General features: G+C 50.9%; 15 protein-coding genes. 12 read left to right on the forward strand and 3 right to left on the reverse strand.

Annotation, left to right across the window (positions count from 1 at the left end):
* Position 1: 1 nt before the first annotated feature.
* From J9260_RS15975 to J9260_RS15985, 3 genes are all read left to right on the forward strand, one after another.
* Positions 2 to 733: a 4Fe-4S dicluster domain-containing protein gene (locus tag J9260_RS15975; RefSeq protein WP_210218707.1), complete on the forward strand. Its 732-nt coding sequence runs from the start codon at positions 2 to 4 to the stop codon at positions 731 to 733.
* Between the two features lie 14 nt (positions 734 to 747).
* A complete protein-coding gene (locus tag J9260_RS15980; RefSeq protein ID WP_210218708.1) occupies positions 748 to 1,725 on the forward strand; it encodes a dimethyl sulfoxide reductase anchor subunit family protein in 978 nt (325 codons plus the stop codon).
* A gap of 176 nt (positions 1,726 to 1,901) precedes the next feature.
* Positions 1,902 to 3,215, forward strand: coding sequence for a DEAD/DEAH box helicase (locus tag J9260_RS15985; protein ID WP_210218709.1), 1,314 nt, complete (start codon positions 1,902 to 1,904; stop codon positions 3,213 to 3,215).
* A 40-nt stretch (positions 3,216 to 3,255) separates the two neighbouring features.
* On the opposite strand, the gene J9260_RS15990 is transcribed toward J9260_RS15985, so the two are convergent.
* Positions 3,256 to 4,467 (reverse strand): IS256 family transposase, encoded by a 1,212-nt coding sequence (locus J9260_RS15990; RefSeq protein WP_210218710.1) that lies wholly within the window; start codon positions 4,465 to 4,467, stop codon positions 3,256 to 3,258.
* Position 4,468: 1 nt separating this feature from the next.
* Here J9260_RS15990 and J9260_RS15995 point away from each other — a divergent pair, with 1 nt between their 5' ends.
* From J9260_RS15995 to ruvC, 4 genes are all read left to right on the forward strand, one after another.
* Entirely contained in the window at positions 4,469 to 6,379 is a 1,911-nt protein-coding gene (locus J9260_RS15995; RefSeq protein ID WP_246499486.1) for a DUF3427 domain-containing protein, read from the forward strand.
* A 51-nt stretch (positions 6,380 to 6,430) separates the two neighbouring features.
* Positions 6,431 to 6,964, forward strand: a complete 534-nt coding sequence (locus tag J9260_RS16000; protein WP_210218712.1) for a YaeQ family protein — start codon at positions 6,431 to 6,433, stop codon at positions 6,962 to 6,964.
* A 90-nt stretch (positions 6,965 to 7,054) separates the two neighbouring features.
* On the forward strand, positions 7,055 to 7,804 hold the full coding sequence (locus tag J9260_RS16005; protein ID WP_210218713.1) for a YebC/PmpR family DNA-binding transcriptional regulator: 750 nt from the start codon (positions 7,055 to 7,057) through the stop codon (positions 7,802 to 7,804).
* Complete coding sequence (gene ruvC / locus J9260_RS16010) at positions 7,805 to 8,302, forward strand: crossover junction endodeoxyribonuclease RuvC (RefSeq protein WP_210218714.1); 498 nt, start codon at positions 7,805 to 7,807, stop codon at positions 8,300 to 8,302.
* Between the two features lie 53 nt (positions 8,303 to 8,355).
* On the opposite strand, the gene J9260_RS16015 is transcribed toward ruvC, so the two are convergent.
* On the reverse strand, positions 8,356 to 8,793 hold the full coding sequence (locus J9260_RS16015; RefSeq protein WP_210218715.1) for a hypothetical protein: 438 nt from the start codon (positions 8,791 to 8,793) through the stop codon (positions 8,356 to 8,358).
* A 167-nt stretch (positions 8,794 to 8,960) separates the two neighbouring features.
* Between J9260_RS16015 and J9260_RS16020 the strand changes: the two genes are divergently transcribed.
* From J9260_RS16020 to J9260_RS16040, 5 genes are read left to right on the forward strand one after another with little or no spacing between them, the layout of a single operon-like run.
* The gene (locus J9260_RS16020) at positions 8,961 to 9,623 is read left to right on the forward strand and encodes a hypothetical protein (protein WP_210218716.1); all 663 of its coding nucleotides are present in this window, start codon (positions 8,961 to 8,963) and stop codon (positions 9,621 to 9,623) included.
* Positions 9,616 to 10,080, forward strand: coding sequence for a YcgN family cysteine cluster protein (locus J9260_RS16025; RefSeq protein WP_210218717.1), 465 nt, complete (start codon positions 9,616 to 9,618; stop codon positions 10,078 to 10,080). The genes J9260_RS16020 and J9260_RS16025 overlap by 8 nt, the downstream gene beginning before the upstream one ends.
* Complete coding sequence (locus J9260_RS16030; protein WP_210218718.1) at positions 10,056 to 10,448, forward strand: RNA-binding S4 domain-containing protein; 393 nt, start codon at positions 10,056 to 10,058, stop codon at positions 10,446 to 10,448. Before J9260_RS16025 ends, J9260_RS16030 begins: the two co-directional genes overlap by 25 nt.
* A 16-nt stretch (positions 10,449 to 10,464) precedes the next feature.
* Positions 10,465 to 11,454 (forward strand): potassium channel family protein, encoded by a 990-nt coding sequence (locus J9260_RS16035; protein ID WP_281419480.1) that lies wholly within the window; start codon positions 10,465 to 10,467, stop codon positions 11,452 to 11,454.
* 19 nt (positions 11,455 to 11,473) lie between these two features.
* A complete protein-coding gene (locus J9260_RS16040; RefSeq protein WP_210218720.1) occupies positions 11,474 to 13,894 on the forward strand; it encodes an AsmA family protein in 2,421 nt (806 codons plus the stop codon).
* Positions 13,895 to 13,931: 37 nt separating this feature from the next.
* Here J9260_RS16040 and J9260_RS16045 read toward each other — a convergent pair whose 3' ends face one another.
* A complete protein-coding gene (locus J9260_RS16045) occupies positions 13,932 to 14,849 on the reverse strand; it encodes a phosphoribulokinase (protein WP_210218721.1) in 918 nt (305 codons plus the stop codon).
* Positions 14,850 to 14,952 lie beyond the last annotated feature (103 nt).

A 14,952-nucleotide genomic window follows, 5' to 3' on the forward strand; every position in this document is an offset into this window, starting at 1 on the left:
TATGACCCAGTTAGCGTTAGTCATTGACCTGAATGTGTGCGTCGGCTGTAGTGCCTGCGTCACATCCTGTAAAGAATGGAACACTTCCGGCGAAGGCGGCGGTGGCATGGTAGACATGAACCCGTATGGCAAAGACCCAACGGGAACATTCTTCAACCGCGTGCAAACCTTTGAAGTGGGCGAATACCCCAAAACGGAAACAGTGCATTTCCCCAAAAGCTGTCTGCATTGCGAAGACCCGCCGTGCGTGCCGGTTTGCCCGACGGGGGCAAGCTACAAACGCAAGGAAGACGGCATTGTGCTGGTTGATTACGACAAGTGCATCGGCTGTAAGTATTGCTCATGGGCTTGCCCTTACGGTGCGCGGGAACTGGATGCCAAGCAAAAGGTAATGAAGAAATGCACTTTGTGCGTTGACCGCATTTACGATTACAGCTTGCCGGAAGAGCGGCGCAAACCAGCGTGCGTGTTGGCTTGCCCGACCAGTGCGCGGTTGTTTGGGGATGTGCATGACCCGGATTCCAAAGTCTCCGTGGCGATTGCGGAACGCGGCGGTTATCAGTTGCAGCCGGAATGGGGTACGCGCCCAGCGAACCATTACCTGCCACGCCGTAAGAACCATGCGAATGTGGATGAGGAAGCTCTGCACCGTGTTGACAACCCATTGAAGAAAGAAGAACAGCGTGCCCCAGTTAATCTGGATCTGCCAACGCTGGACGACTTCTTGTCTTAAGGAGATTATTGCTTATGAATCCGGCATTTTCGGTTATTTTCCTGACGACGCTGATTGGCGCGGGGCAGGGTTTGTTTCTGGCACTGTACACTGGGCAAGTTTACGGCACGTTCGGGATTTTAGGTGGTCAATTGCCACCGGTTAACCTGTACGTCAACGGCACGTTTATTGTGATGTTGCTGATGGGATTGGGGCTGTTTGCGTCCTTCTTCCATTTGGGTCGACCGGAACGCGCATGGCGTGCCGCGACGATGTGGCGCACTTCTTGGCTGGCACGTGAAGTTATCGTGTTACCGGCCTTCAGTGGTGCGGCGATGGTGTGGGGTGCGTTGTACTACTTCGGCATTGATCCGGTTCTGGTGGTGCTGGGTACGGTAAATATCCACTTGTCGCTGGTAGTGGGTTTTGTTGCCACGATCTTGGCGTTCTTGTTGTACCTGTGTACCGGAATGATTTACGCAGCGGTGAAATTCATCCAAGAATGGGCAAGCCCGTTAACCGTGGTGAACTACTTACTGTTGGGCAGCGCGTCCGGCTTCACGTTGGCAGCGGCATTGGCGGCATCACAGTACAGCGGTTTGGTCATGTTTTTCGCCATGTGGGCGATTATTATTACCTTGATTGGCTTTGCAACACGGATGTATTCACTGCGCCGCAATGCTCGCCTCAAGCGTAAAACCACCGCTTGCACCGCGATTGGGGTACGTCACCCGAAGATTACCCAAATCAGCCAAGGGGCAATGGGTGGGTCATTCAATACCCGTGAGTTTTTCCATCACCAAAGCCCGCAGGTCATTAAGGCCATTAAACTGAGCTTCCCGATTGCGGTTTTCGTGATTCCGGTCACGTTGCTGGTGATTGGCTGGAGCAATGACAGCTTGGTATTGTTGAGCTTAGCGTTTGTGGTGCAATACCTTGGCTTGTTGCTGGAACGCTGGTTCTTCTTCGCACAGGCATGGCATCCGCAGAACATTTACTACGCAGCAACGTAATGCGTCGAAGTCGTGGTATGGGAACGCCCGCGAATGCGGGCGTTTTTGTGTAATCTAAGCTAAATTAAGCAACATCTCGCTATCCACAGGATAGTGTCACATTGGAAATGACAACGCCTTTGCTCTCCGAGAGACATTTGGAAAAGCCCTTACCTACAAGTGCACAGGAATAGTTGATGCCACTCCAACCTCTCAGCGCCGGTTTATATGATCTCATTCTGACGGATGCGCTGAAGCAAAAAATACAAGCGCTTACCACACAACAAGCCAGCTTAGAAAATCTGGATACTGCTAATAGCCATGAGCGATTGGCTGAAGTTGTTGGGCGGCAGTTGGCGTTAATTCTGGACGATCTGGCGGGGCAAGATGATCAGAAGCTGTTAAACCAACTGGAATTCGTCAATGCGTTATTACTGAATTTGCGCCAGCGAGTATCCGATTCTGCTGAAGTAGTAGAACTGTTGGCGAACCCGGTGCAGCGCTTAACGTCCATACACCCACAACATCAAACACCTCAAGCACCGGAAACCGGATTATCTACCCCATGGTTATTCACCGCAGGCAAAGATACACCGTCACTGCTCCATGAGCTTAGACGGGAACTTGCCAGTTGTGATCAAGTTGATATTTTGGTCAGTTTTATAACTGTTCCGGGTGTCAGGCGTTTATACGATGTTTTGCAAACGATTACTGCTGTGGACGCAAAAGGAACAAGTCGTACCCAGATTCGTATAATCACCACAACGTATACTGGCGCAACAGATCAGCAAGCACTTAATGATTTGGCACGCCTGCCGGGTTGCACCGTCAAAGTTTCCTTGGATGGACGTCGCACGCGACTTCATGCCAAAGCCTGGATTTTCAAACGTCACACTGGCTTTGGTTCTGCTTATGTTGGCAGCGCGAATCTTTCCGGGGCGGCTTTGCTGGGCGGGTTGGAGTGGACGACGAAATTTACCGAACATGGTCAAGCCGACTTATTTATCCGCGCCCAAGCGCATTTTGAAACGCTGTGGGAAGACGGCGAATTTCAAACATACGATCCAGAAAATCCTATTCATCAACAAGCCTTAAAAGTGGCTTTGGCACGTGAAGCAGGCACTGGCCTATTAGCACTCCCCACCTTTTTTGACCTACAGCCCAAGCCGTATCAAGAAGAGATGTTGGAGCAGTTACAACGCGAGCGCGAACATGGCCGGATGAAAAATCTCGTGGTGGCGGCGACGGGCACCGGAAAAACGGTGGTGGCCGCGTTTGATTATCGCGCCATTTGTAGGCAATACGGCGGACGTCCGCGTCTGTTGTTTGTGGCACATCGGGAGGAAATCCTCCGGCAATCGTTAAGAACTTATCGCGAAGTTTTACGTGATCAGAGTTTCGGTGAACTCTTGGGTGGTGGGCACGAAGCGGATCAATTCGACCATTTGTTTACCACGATAGACAGCCTAAGCAGCCGTCAATTGGTCGAGCGCTACGGTGCAGATTATTGAGACTGTAAAGAAATCTGTGTAACTGCGTTTTGCTCATAAATCAAACAAAGTCTTTGAGCCTGTCTTCAAACAGGAGCATAAAGCGGTTGAGTGCCGATTTCCAGTTATGGATGGGCATCGTCCATTTGCGCGAAGCCTGTTCAATGGCAAGGAAAACCACTTTTTTGGCAGCATCTTCGTTAGTAAATACCTTGCGCTTGTTCACCGCCTTGCGCACCACGCTGTTGAGGGATTCGATGGCGTTAGTGGTGTAGATGGCTTTGCGGATGTCCGCAGGGTAAGCAAAGAAGGTGTTGAGGTTTTCCCAGTGGTTGAGCCACGAACGGCTGATTTGTGGGTATTTGTCATTCCAGCGTTCACCAAACTGCTGGAGGGCGAGTTTCCCTTGGTCTTCGGTGCTGGCTTGGTAGATGTCCTTGAGGTCGGTGGTGACGGCTTTGTAATCTTTCCATGCCACGAATTTCAAGGAGTTGCGTACCATGTGGACGATGCAAAGTTGGATGTCAGTTTTGGGGAACACCGCATTGATGGCATCGGGGAAGCCTGTCAGCCCATCCACGCAGGCAATCAGGATGTCCTGGACACCCCGATTTTGCAGTTCAGTCAAAACGCCTAACCAGAATTTCGCACCTTCATTTTCGGACAGCCATAGCCCCAACAGTTCTTTATGCCCTTGCAAGTTGACCGCCAATGCAAGGTAGACTGATTGGTTAACCACTTGTTTTCCCTTGCGGATTTTCATCACCATCGCATCAAGGTAGACAATCGGGTAGACCGGGTCTAACGGGCGGGATTGCCATGTTGTCACCTGATCCAACACCGATGCCGTGACACTGGATACCAAGGTCGGGGAAACCTCTGCCCCGTACAGCTCTTGGAAGCAATCCACGATTTCACGCGTACTCATGCCTTTGGCATACAGGTACAGGATTTGGTCATCCATCTTGGTGAAGCGGGTTTGGTTTTTCTTCACCAGTTGCGGGCTGAAACTGCCATCACGGTCACGCGGGGTTTGGATTTCAACCGTGCCTTGGTCGCTTTTCAGCAGCTTGCTCATGTAACCGTTACGGCTGTTCCCTACCTCTGGGGTTTTCGCATGGCGGTCATACCCTAGATGGTCATCCAATTCCGCGTTTAAAGCAGCCTCTACCGTCATCTTCAGCAGGAGTTGCGATAGTTGCTTGAGGTCTGCTTCCGTCTTGATGCTTTTTGCCAAGTCTTTGGCTAGAGCTTGGAGTTGTGCCTGTTCCATTGTGTCGTACTCTCTCATCGTTACCCGCATTAGGGTAGCCTATCAGAGCAGTTACACAGTTTGGTTTACAGTCTCAGATTATTGGCACACTGTCGTGGTGGATGAATGCCATCGTTTAGCGGCAGATCGGTTTGATACTTTCGTGCGGGCGATACAGCCGTCGATATTGCTGGGTTTAACCGCGACCCCGGAGCGAAGTGATGGCAAGCCGATTTTGCCCTACTTCGACTGCCGCCCGGATGGAAGTCCTGCTGTGGAGTTACGTTTGTGGCACGCGTTGGATTTACAGCTACTTGCCCCATTTGAATATTACGCTTGCGATGATGACACGGATTTCAGCCAAATACCGTGGCAGCAAAGTGGCGAAACCAGCGCGCTGGACAAGTTGCTGACGGGCGATCATGTGCGCGCCAGTTTGGTTATCAACGAATGGCAACGTTTAACCGCTAATCCGCGCCAATGCAAAGCCTTGGTGTTCTGCGTATCCGTTGCTCATGCCCAATTCATGACCAGCATCTTGAATGCCGCCGGTTTGCCTGCTGCTTGCGTTGTGGGTGAAACGCCCACTGAGGAACGTCGCTTAGCCCCGCAGCGTTTAAATCAAGGCGAATTATGCGCCTTAGTGACGGTTGACCTTTATAACGAAGGGGTTGATTTGCCGATGGTGGATACCTTGCTGTTGTTACGCCCGACACAAAGCCCGGTATTGTTTCAGCAGCAAATTGGTCGCGGTTTTCGCCTTTCACCCGGCAAAGAAAGCTGCTTAATATTGGACTTTGTGGGGCAGCATCGTGTGGAATTTCGGTTTGATAAATTGCTGGGTAGCCTTACAGGACAATCGCGTCGCCAGTTGATGGATTCGGTGGAAAAGGGTTTTGGTGCATTGCCTGCGGGGTGTCATATCCATTTACAGAAGCGCGCCCGCGACCAGGTTCTGCATAGTTTGCGTACTTTGACGCAACAAGGGTGGCGCAATTTACGCCGAGAATTACAGGCTTACATCGCTTTGCACAGTAATCGCCACGTGTTGTTGAAAGATTTTCTGCGTGAACAACTCATTGAATTATCGGATATTTACCGCTCAGCAAAACCCAGCGGCTGGACGAGTTTGAAGCGTGATGCTGGCCTGCTTCAGCAACCGCAAGGGGATGAAGAAAGCTATTTTAGTGAGCATTTTGCTGATCTATTGCATAGCGACGACCCAGCACAGCTAGCGTTGTTGCAACGTATTGCGGCAAGCGCTGGGCATTACACTGCGCAAAATGAGCACGAAGAACGCCGCTTGCAAATGTTGGCTTACCAAGTTGATGGCCAACAGACGCGGGTTGGGCATTACCGTGATTTCCTGCAACGTTTAGCCGCGCACCCTGTTGTTTGCGAAGATTTACAGGAGTTATCAGATGTCCTGCAAGCACGCAGTCATGTATCTAATCGACCTATCGCAGGTTTGGAAGATACGCCACTGTGTTTACATGCCGCGTATGGGGTGCGTGAAATTCTGACGGCGGTGGGTTGGCTGACGGCGGAATGTCGCCCTCCGTTTCAGTCTGGTGTACTGCCGCTGAAAGCGCGTAAAACGGAGCTTTTGTTTGTAACGCTCGATAAAAGCAGTGGTTATCATGCCAGCATCGCTTATCATGACTATGCGATTAGCCGTGAATTATTCCATTGGCAAAGCCAAAATTCAGCCGGCTCTGAAACCACGTCAGGAAAACGTTACCTTGAAAGTCCGGGAAATGGCTGGCAATTCCAGCTTTTTGTTCGCAAGCATAAAGGCAGTCCTTATCGCGCCTGTGGTGCCGTCACCTTGGTTGAAGCCACGGGCAATAAGCCGATGAATATCCGCTGGCGGTTGCAAACACCGCTGCCGATTCGGTTGTTCAGAGAGTTCAGCGTGTTACGGGATGAGTAATGTTAGTATGCGCACGCCCCCTCCACCGCAACACAACAGACAAGGTTCACCGTGGCAATCAAACCAACCATCTACAAAGCCAGAATTGCGTTATCGGATATGGAACGCAATTACTACGACTCCCTGAATCTGACCATCGCCCAGCACCCATCCGAAACACTGGAACGCATGATGGTGCGTATTCTGGCCTATTGCCTCAATGCTCAGGAAGGGATTGAACTGACCAAAGGGCTGGAAGACGTGGAGGAACCGGCAATCTGGGTACGCACAATGGATGAGCAAATAGCCCTGTGGATTGATTTGGGTGAACCTACGCCGGAACGGGTCAAAAAGGCGAGCCATCGGGCGCAAGCGGTGCGTGTTTACAGCTTTAACAGCAAGTCGGATGTCTGGTGGTCACAAAATGTGAAAAAGTTTAGCCAGTTGGATGCTGCCATTTACCGCTTCCCAGCAGAAGAAATTGAAGCACTGGCGGCGTTGGTGAGCCGCACAATGGATTTGTCGATCACGATTACCGGCGATTCCGCCTATATCGCGGGTGATAAGGGTGAGGTCGAAGTTCACTGGGAAGTGTTGCAACGCTAATGCCGGAACCTCGCGTTGCTGCATGACCGATTCGTATCAGCTATGGTAGACTGCTTGGCATTTTTCAAGACTTAACGACGAGAGTTTGACATGGCCGGTCATAGTAAATGGGCGAACATTAAGCACCAAAAAGCCGCAGTGGATAAGAAGCGCGGTAAAATCTGGACGAAAATAATCCGTGAAATCACGGTAGCTGCACGCGAAGGTAAAACGTCTGACCCCAATGCGCACCCACGTTTGCGTTTAGCAGTGGACAAAGCCTTGGGCGCGAACATGCCGAAAGACACCATTGAAAAAGCGTGCAAGCGCGGCTCTGGTGAAACCAGCATGGAAAATTATTCCGAAGTGCGTTACGAAGGCTACGGCCCCGGCGGTATTGCGGTGATTGTCGAAACCATGACCGACAACGTAAATCGCACAGTGGGTGAAGTGCGTCATGCTTTAACCAAGCACGGCGGTAATTTGGGTACGAGCGGTTCGGTTGCCTTCCAGTTTAAGAAAATCGGCGTGATGAACTTTGCCCCCGGTTTAGACGAAGAAAAGCTGATGGAAGCGGCTCTCGAAGCTGGTGCAGAAGATATTCAGATGGACGAAGACGGTTCTGCTGAAATCATTACCGCGCCGGAAGATTTTGCTGGCGTAAAGGCTGCGATGATTGCGGCAGGTTTTACCCCCGATCACGATGAAGTCACAATGCGTGCGGAAAACCACACGGCGGTAGAAGGCGACATTGCGGCTAAACTGCTGAAAATGATCGACATGCTCGAAGATCTCGACGATGTGCAGGAAGTTTTCACCAACGCCGATTTCAGTGATGAATCGTTGGCAGCACACGTTTAAGTGACATTACGGCGCATCCTTGGTATTGACCCCGGTTCCCGCCAGACGGGGATTGGGTTAATCGAAACCGACGGGCAACGCACTCAACATATCTTTAGCACCTGTTTGCGTTTGGGCGATGGCGCATTGCCTGAACGTTTAGGGGTGATTTTCACCGAGATTGTCACCGTCATCCGCACTTACCAGCCGGATGAAATGGCGATTGAAAATGTCTTTGTATCAAACAATGCTGCGTCAGCGTTAAAACTGGGGCAGGCTCGCGGCGCGGCGATTTGTGCAGGGATTACTTCCGGGTTGCCGGTGGCGGAATACAGTGCCAAAGAAGTGAAGCTGGCGACCGTTGGTAAAGGTGGCGCGGATAAGGCGCAAGTGCAACACATGGTGAAAATTTTGCTGGGGTTGCAAGGGCGTTTGCAAGCCGATGCCGCAGACGCATTGGCTATCGCGCTGTGTCATGCGCATACCAGTCATTTACAACGCCGTATTAACAACGCTTAAAAGGCCAACCCGCCGAGCGGATTGACCAGTTAGCCCCTTTAGCCCCGTTATTATTAACGGTGTGTGCGTACTGGCATTGGCGCAATAACCACGTGTGGTTGTGGTGCGCGGTTGTCGTTATAGCTGCGATGATCGCGGTCGTTGCGATGGTCACGGCGTGCCACGTCACGGTTATTGGATAATTGGTAAATGCTGCGCTTGAGTTGGCTTTCTTTGCGTTCCAAACCTGCGCGTTCACGTGCGGTGATGCGATTATCTTTTTTGGCAAGACGTACTGAGTGCATCAAACTGCGTAAACTGGTGCGCAAGGTACTTTCTTCCCCGCGAGTCAAGTCGCCGCTGCGCACCCCGCGATCAATGCTGCGTTCTAATTGAACAACATTTACCCCGTCAAAACCACCGGGGCGGTGCATGGGTTCTGCCATCGCAGTACCGGAGGCGAACAAGAGACCAGCCAGTAAAGTGCCGGAAATCAGTGTAAAAGTTTTCATAATCGTACTCCTTGATATTGGGTTTCATGTATTGGATTGCCCTTTCGACAGGAGTAAAGATACGCGCCAATTCCGCAAAAAATACGCGCGGATTGTGCAAATAACGTGGAACCTGCCTGCCCCGATTGCGTTATCATGGGGCATTATTGCTATGACTTGATTCGTGTATGAAACAGATAATGACCGCTTGTTGCTTGGCACTTGCCCTTGGTTTGACCGGGTGTGAGCCATCTTCCGCCCCGCCGATTGAAAATTTACCTTGGCAAATTACCCTGTCGCCTGCTGGCAATCCGCAGGTATTTCAGGTGGAGCTGGGTAAATCCACACTCAAAGATTTGATGTCACAGGTACGCAGCTTCCCCGAAATGGCGGTGTTTGCGCACGAAGGTGGGCAGCGACGTTTGGAAGCGTATTTTGGTACGCAACGTCTGGGCTTGTTTGACGCAAAATTGCTGGCGGAATTGCAGGTAGATGATGCGACATTAACCGCCCTACAAACCAATGCCACCAAGCGCGAAGGCATGGCGAGTGGTTATTGGAAACACACCGTGGCTGAGGAAGATATGGCGGTGGTCAACGCGCTCTTGATCCGTAAATTGGTGTACATTCCGGCGATTAGTTACGATGCGGAGATTATCACGCAACGTTTTGGGACTCCGACAGAGCGTTTACCCTCCAATGATGTGAATGTGGAATATTGGTTTTACGCCGATAAAGGCTTGGCAATCGCGTTAAATGCGAAGGGCAGCGAAGTGTTGTATTACGTGCCTATCGCAGGTTTTGCTGCGTTGAAACAGGAATTGCTGGAGGCAAAGCCAAAAAATGACTGATACTCGCAAATTACCTTGGTGGCAGCAAAAACCGTTGGCAGAAATGAACGAAGCGGAATGGGAAAGCCTGTGTGACCATTGCGCCAAATGTTGTTTGATTAAACTCGAAGACGAGGAAGACAGCACGGTTTATTACACTGATGTGGCGTGTGATTTGCTCGATGGCACGACCTGTCAGTGCAAGGATTACGCAAATCGTGAAACTTTAGTGCCTGAATGTTTGCACTTGACCCCGGATAATCTCGAAGAGCTTTACTGGATGCCACCGAGTTGCGCGTACCGCTTATTGTACGAGGGTAAAAATTTACCGTCTTGGCATCATCTGGTGTCGGGCGACAAGGCGAGTATTCATCGCATGAAGCAATCGGTAGTGGGGCGTTTTACCTATGCCTCACAAGTTAATGAAGAAGATTGGGAAGATCGGGTCGTTTCATGGCCGTTGAAGCGCAAAATGTAAGCCAACGCATCGACAAATGGTTGTGGGCAGCACGGTTTTTTAAAACGCGCCCACTGGCAGTGGAGGCGATTAACGGCGGGCATGTTCATGTGAATGATGAGCGGGTAAAGCCGGGGCGGAATGTGCGTCCGGGTGACAAAATTCGCCTTACCAAAGGCTTTGAAACTTGGATTGTTACCGTGGAGGCTCTCAATGAATACCGTCGCCCGGCATCAGAGGCGCGGTTGTTGTACAGCGAATCCGCGCATCATCAGCAACAACGCGAAGCGGTGATTGAAGAACGGCGTTTACACGGGGTTAATATCAAAGTGCATAAACCGGATAAACGCCAACGTCGCCTGATTGATCAGTTTAAACAGTCTTGGTAAACGTGGGAGTTAGCTTATCCGCCGGTTATGGTATCAAGCACTAGAGCAACAAAAAGGCGCGGCTTGGGTTAAATGGCTCAATCGCAGTTTAATGTTATTGGTGTTGCTGAATGTCGTCGCGGTAGTGGTGGAATCTGAGCATCAACTGTATGAGGCATATCAGCTCTATTTCGATGGTTTTGAAATCTTCTCGGTAGCGGTGTTTACCTTGGAATACGGCTTGCGCTTGTGGGTTTGTGTGGAATCCAGCGATAAAGCTTTACAGCATTCACTACGCGGGCGTTGGCGGTATGTTTATTCGCCTATGGCGTTGATTGATTTATTAGCCATTCTGCCCTTTTACCTCAGCTTCTTTTTTGGGGTATCGGATTGGCGGGTGTTGCGCAGTTTACGTTTATTACGTTTGTTAAAACTGACGCGCTACTCACGTTCGTTGGCATTATTATTGACTGTTATCAGGCAGGAAGCGGACACGCTGATTTCTGCATTATTGATTTTATGCACCCTGATTATGTTAGCAGCAACCGGTATGTATTGGCTGGAAGGGCATGTGCAGCCGGAAGCATTTGGCAGTATTCCGCGTGCCTTGTGGTGGTCGACGGTAAGCGTGGCAACCGTTGGTTACGGTGATGTGACCCCGATTACGCAAGCGGGTAAGCTGTTTAGCGGGATCATTATTATTCTGGGTATTGCGATTGCGGCCTTGCCTGCGGCTATTTTAGCGTCAGGCATTATCAATGAGTTAAAACGCCGCCGTGAAAGTTTCCGACTGGAAATGGTTCGCGCGATGGAAAACGGTTTCTTGGATTTTGGCGGTTTACGTTATCTGGAAAAAGTCCGCATCCACATTGGGATCAGTCGTGCGGAAGCGCGTTTGGTGTTTGAGGAAGTGAAGCAGGAAAACCGGCTGCAAACTCAAACCCGTTGCCCGCATTGTGCGCACTCGTTAATGATTAAACATCCGCCGGGACACGTCCACGTGCATTCGGTGAAATTGCGGGATTAAAGGCAAAACGGAGTTATTTATGTCAGTGTTTCGCCCGTTAAAAGCGTTGTTTTTCTTGGTATTGGTGCTGGTCGCCGCTATTGCCGTTTTTGTTCTCACCTTTGATGCGAACCGCTACAAGCCAGACTTAGCAGCGTTGGTCAAGGCTAAAACCGGGCGTGAATTGAGCATTAACGGTGATATTCAGTTGTCGCTTTACCCCAATTTAGCATTGCGCTTGCAGCAGGTGAGTCTGGGCAATGCTGCCGGATTCAGCGGGGAAGCCTTTGCAAAAGCCGAACAAGCGCGCGTATCGGTGCAAGTGTTGCCCTTGTTGCAACAGCAATTACGGGTAAATGAGGTGACGTTGCAAGGCATGACGTTGCACTTACAGCGTAATAAAGCAGGCAATACCAACTGGGCGGATTTATTGCCGGGTAATGCGCAGCAATCGGATGATCCGGTGGGTCAGGTGATTGCGCGGTTGTTGGGCAATTTCATGGTGGCGGGCATTAGCGTTAACGATTCCACTATCCAGTGGCATGATGCGCAAAGCGGGCAAACCTTAAGTCTCGCGCCGCTGAATTTACAAACAGGCGCATTACGCCCCGGCAAGCCTGTGGCGATTCGCTTTGCAACACACCTTCAGCAAAACACTCCGTTACTGGATGCGACGCTGGAAGGCACAACCACCGCACAACTGGCGGAAAATCAGCAGGATTTCAGCCTCACCGCGCTGCAATTACAAGCGCAATTGCGACATAAACCCGCACAAGGGGACACATTGGGGCTGAATCTCAGTGCGGCGGTTGACGGCAATTTGCAAACTAAAGCTCTCGCATTCAACGGGTTAGTGGCGCACGTCGACTTGAGCAGTAAAGCGCAGGGCAAGCTGCAAGCCGATGTCAAAGGTACATTACGGGGTGAAACCGCCGCGCAGCAGTATTTTATGCCCGATCTGCAAGCGCAGGTGCAATTGCCACAAGGCAAGGTGCAACTCAGCGGGCGGTTACAGGCTAATCTTGCGCAGGAAACACTCAGTATCGCCGGGCTGCACTTGCAGGCTGGATTGAATCATCCGCAAGCGGGGCAAGTAGACTCGAATCTTACCGCCGATATGCATTGGGACATGGCGAGTCAATTAATCAAACTCGATGCAATGCAAGCGCACGCCAAAACCCAAGGTGGTCAAGCACCGCTGCAAACCGCCGATATACAAGCCAGTGGCAGTACCCGTTTGCAATTGGCACAACAGCAATTGACGGTGGGTGGCTTAAAGCTCACCACGCAATTACAAGGTGACGGCATTCCCGGTGGTCAGTTGCGGCAGCAAGGCCAAGGTGAGGTTAATCTCAATTGGGGTACAGGCAAAGGCAAGCTGGAGCTGTTTCAAACCCAGTTAACCCTGATGGGGCAACAATTAAACGGTAAATTGCTGCTACGTGACCCGTTGGCAGCGTTAGCGATGGAGGGTGAATTCAAGGCCGATACCCTGAATTACCCGCCGTTTCAGTTGCAAAAAGCCACCTTGGGAGTGCAAATGGCGAACGGCGTGTTGACCTTGGCTCCGCAGGGAACCTTGTTCAAAGGTGCGTATCAGGGAACGATTAAGCTCTATACCCAGCAAACGCCTGTCAGCTTACAGATGACCCATAAAACCAGCGGATTGCGTACCGAAGAGCTGTTTTTTGCCCTGAATAACGATAAAACCATTACCGGCGCACTGAATTTGACCGCCAATCTCAGTTCTGTTGCCGGGGACGCGCGCGCGTTTAAGCAAAATCTCAACGGTACGCTGGATGTGGCATTGAAAGACGGCACAATCCGCGATTCCAACCTTGCGCAAAAAACCCAGCAGGTAGTGAAACTGTTTGAAAAAGAACGTACCAACGAGGCGGGGGCAAAAGAAGTGGCATTCACCACCTTGGGCGGTCAATGGCAGGTGCAGCGCGGTGTTTTTCACACCGATGAAAACGTGTTGCTGGCTCCGCACTTTCAGATCAAAGGCAGCGGTGATGTCAATGTGGTGAATGAATCGCTGGATGTGAAATTACGCATCAGTGAAAAACCCAAAGCGGATCAGCCTGAAGGTTTATTCGCACCGTTGCGAGTACACGGGGCGTGGAGCAATCTCAGTTACGCTTTGGAGCTGGATATTTTATTGAAAGCGTTAGCACAGCGTGAACTCGACAAGGAAAAAGCCAAGTTAACCGAAAAACTGGAAGCGGAAAAACAAAAGCAACTGGACGCGCTCAAAGCCAAAGCCGACGCAGAGAAAGCCAAGTTGGAACAACGCCTGACTGATGAAAAAGCCAAACTGGAACAGCGTTTGCAAGACAAAGTGCAGCAGCATTTAGGCACTGGCAGCAGTACGACTGACCCGAATGCACCCAGCGTGGAAGAGCAATTGAAGCAGAAAGTTGAAGATGAGCTAAAGCAAAAGCTTAAAGGTTTGTTTTAAGCAGGGGCAGCAAAGACACTGCCCCGACCAGCAGAACTTACGCGTTGTTACGGCGTTCGATCATGTCGTGAATGATAGGGTTCAGGATTAATTCCATCGCCAATACCATTTTACCACCGGGAACCACGATACTGTTGCGACGTGACATGAAGGAGTCATGGATCATCGACAACAGGAACGGGAAGTCCACATTAAACGCTTTCGGATCAGCGAAACGGATAATCACGAAGCTCTCATCAGCCGTTGGAATGTCACGCGCGATAAACGGGTTAGACGTATCCACGGTCGGCACGCGCTGGAAGTTGATGTGCGTGCGTGAGAATTGCGGGGTAATGTGGTTAATGTAGTCCGGCATCCGACGCATAATGGTGTCGACGGTTGCTTCCGGTGAATAGCCGCGTTCCGCATGGTCACGTGAAATCTTTTGGATCCACTCCAAGTTAACGCTAGGCACAACGCCGATACCCAAATCCACGTACTTGGCTACGTCGTAACCGCCGTATTTTTTGTCGTCAGTAGCGTCTTTTACCAAACCATGCAAACCTTCATAGAACAGGATGTCGGTGTTGGCTTCGGTATCTTCCCACGGGGTAAATTCACCCGAACCGGATGCACAAGCTACGCCCAGCGCAGCTAAACGCTGTTGGTGATGTACGGCTTCCGCGTCATTGTGGAGGTAATAACGCTTTTTACCGCTGCCGGTTTCGCCGTAGCTTTTGAATAATGCTTCTAACGCATGGAAATCGTTGGCTTGTGGGCCAAAGTGACTGAAATCTGCTTCAACTGCGGCACGTTGCTTGAATTCAGTACGAGTAACGCTGTGAAAACTGTCGCCCTCGACCACGGCGGCGGTGATTTTCTCGCGGAAGAAAATGTGCTCAAACGCACGTTTAACAAACGTTGTTCCCGCACCGGAGGAACCTGTTACTGCAATAACCGGGTGTTTCTTTGACATTCGTCGTTCTCCTCATTGAATCTGTGATTGCGCAATCCCCCTGCATTCTAACCAAACCTGACAGCCCCCTATATATGCCTTTTGATAGGGATACGCGGAATCT

The organism is Thiothrix unzii (assembly GCF_017901175.1).
Classification (GTDB): domain Bacteria; phylum Pseudomonadota; class Gammaproteobacteria; order Thiotrichales; family Thiotrichaceae; genus Thiothrix; species Thiothrix unzii.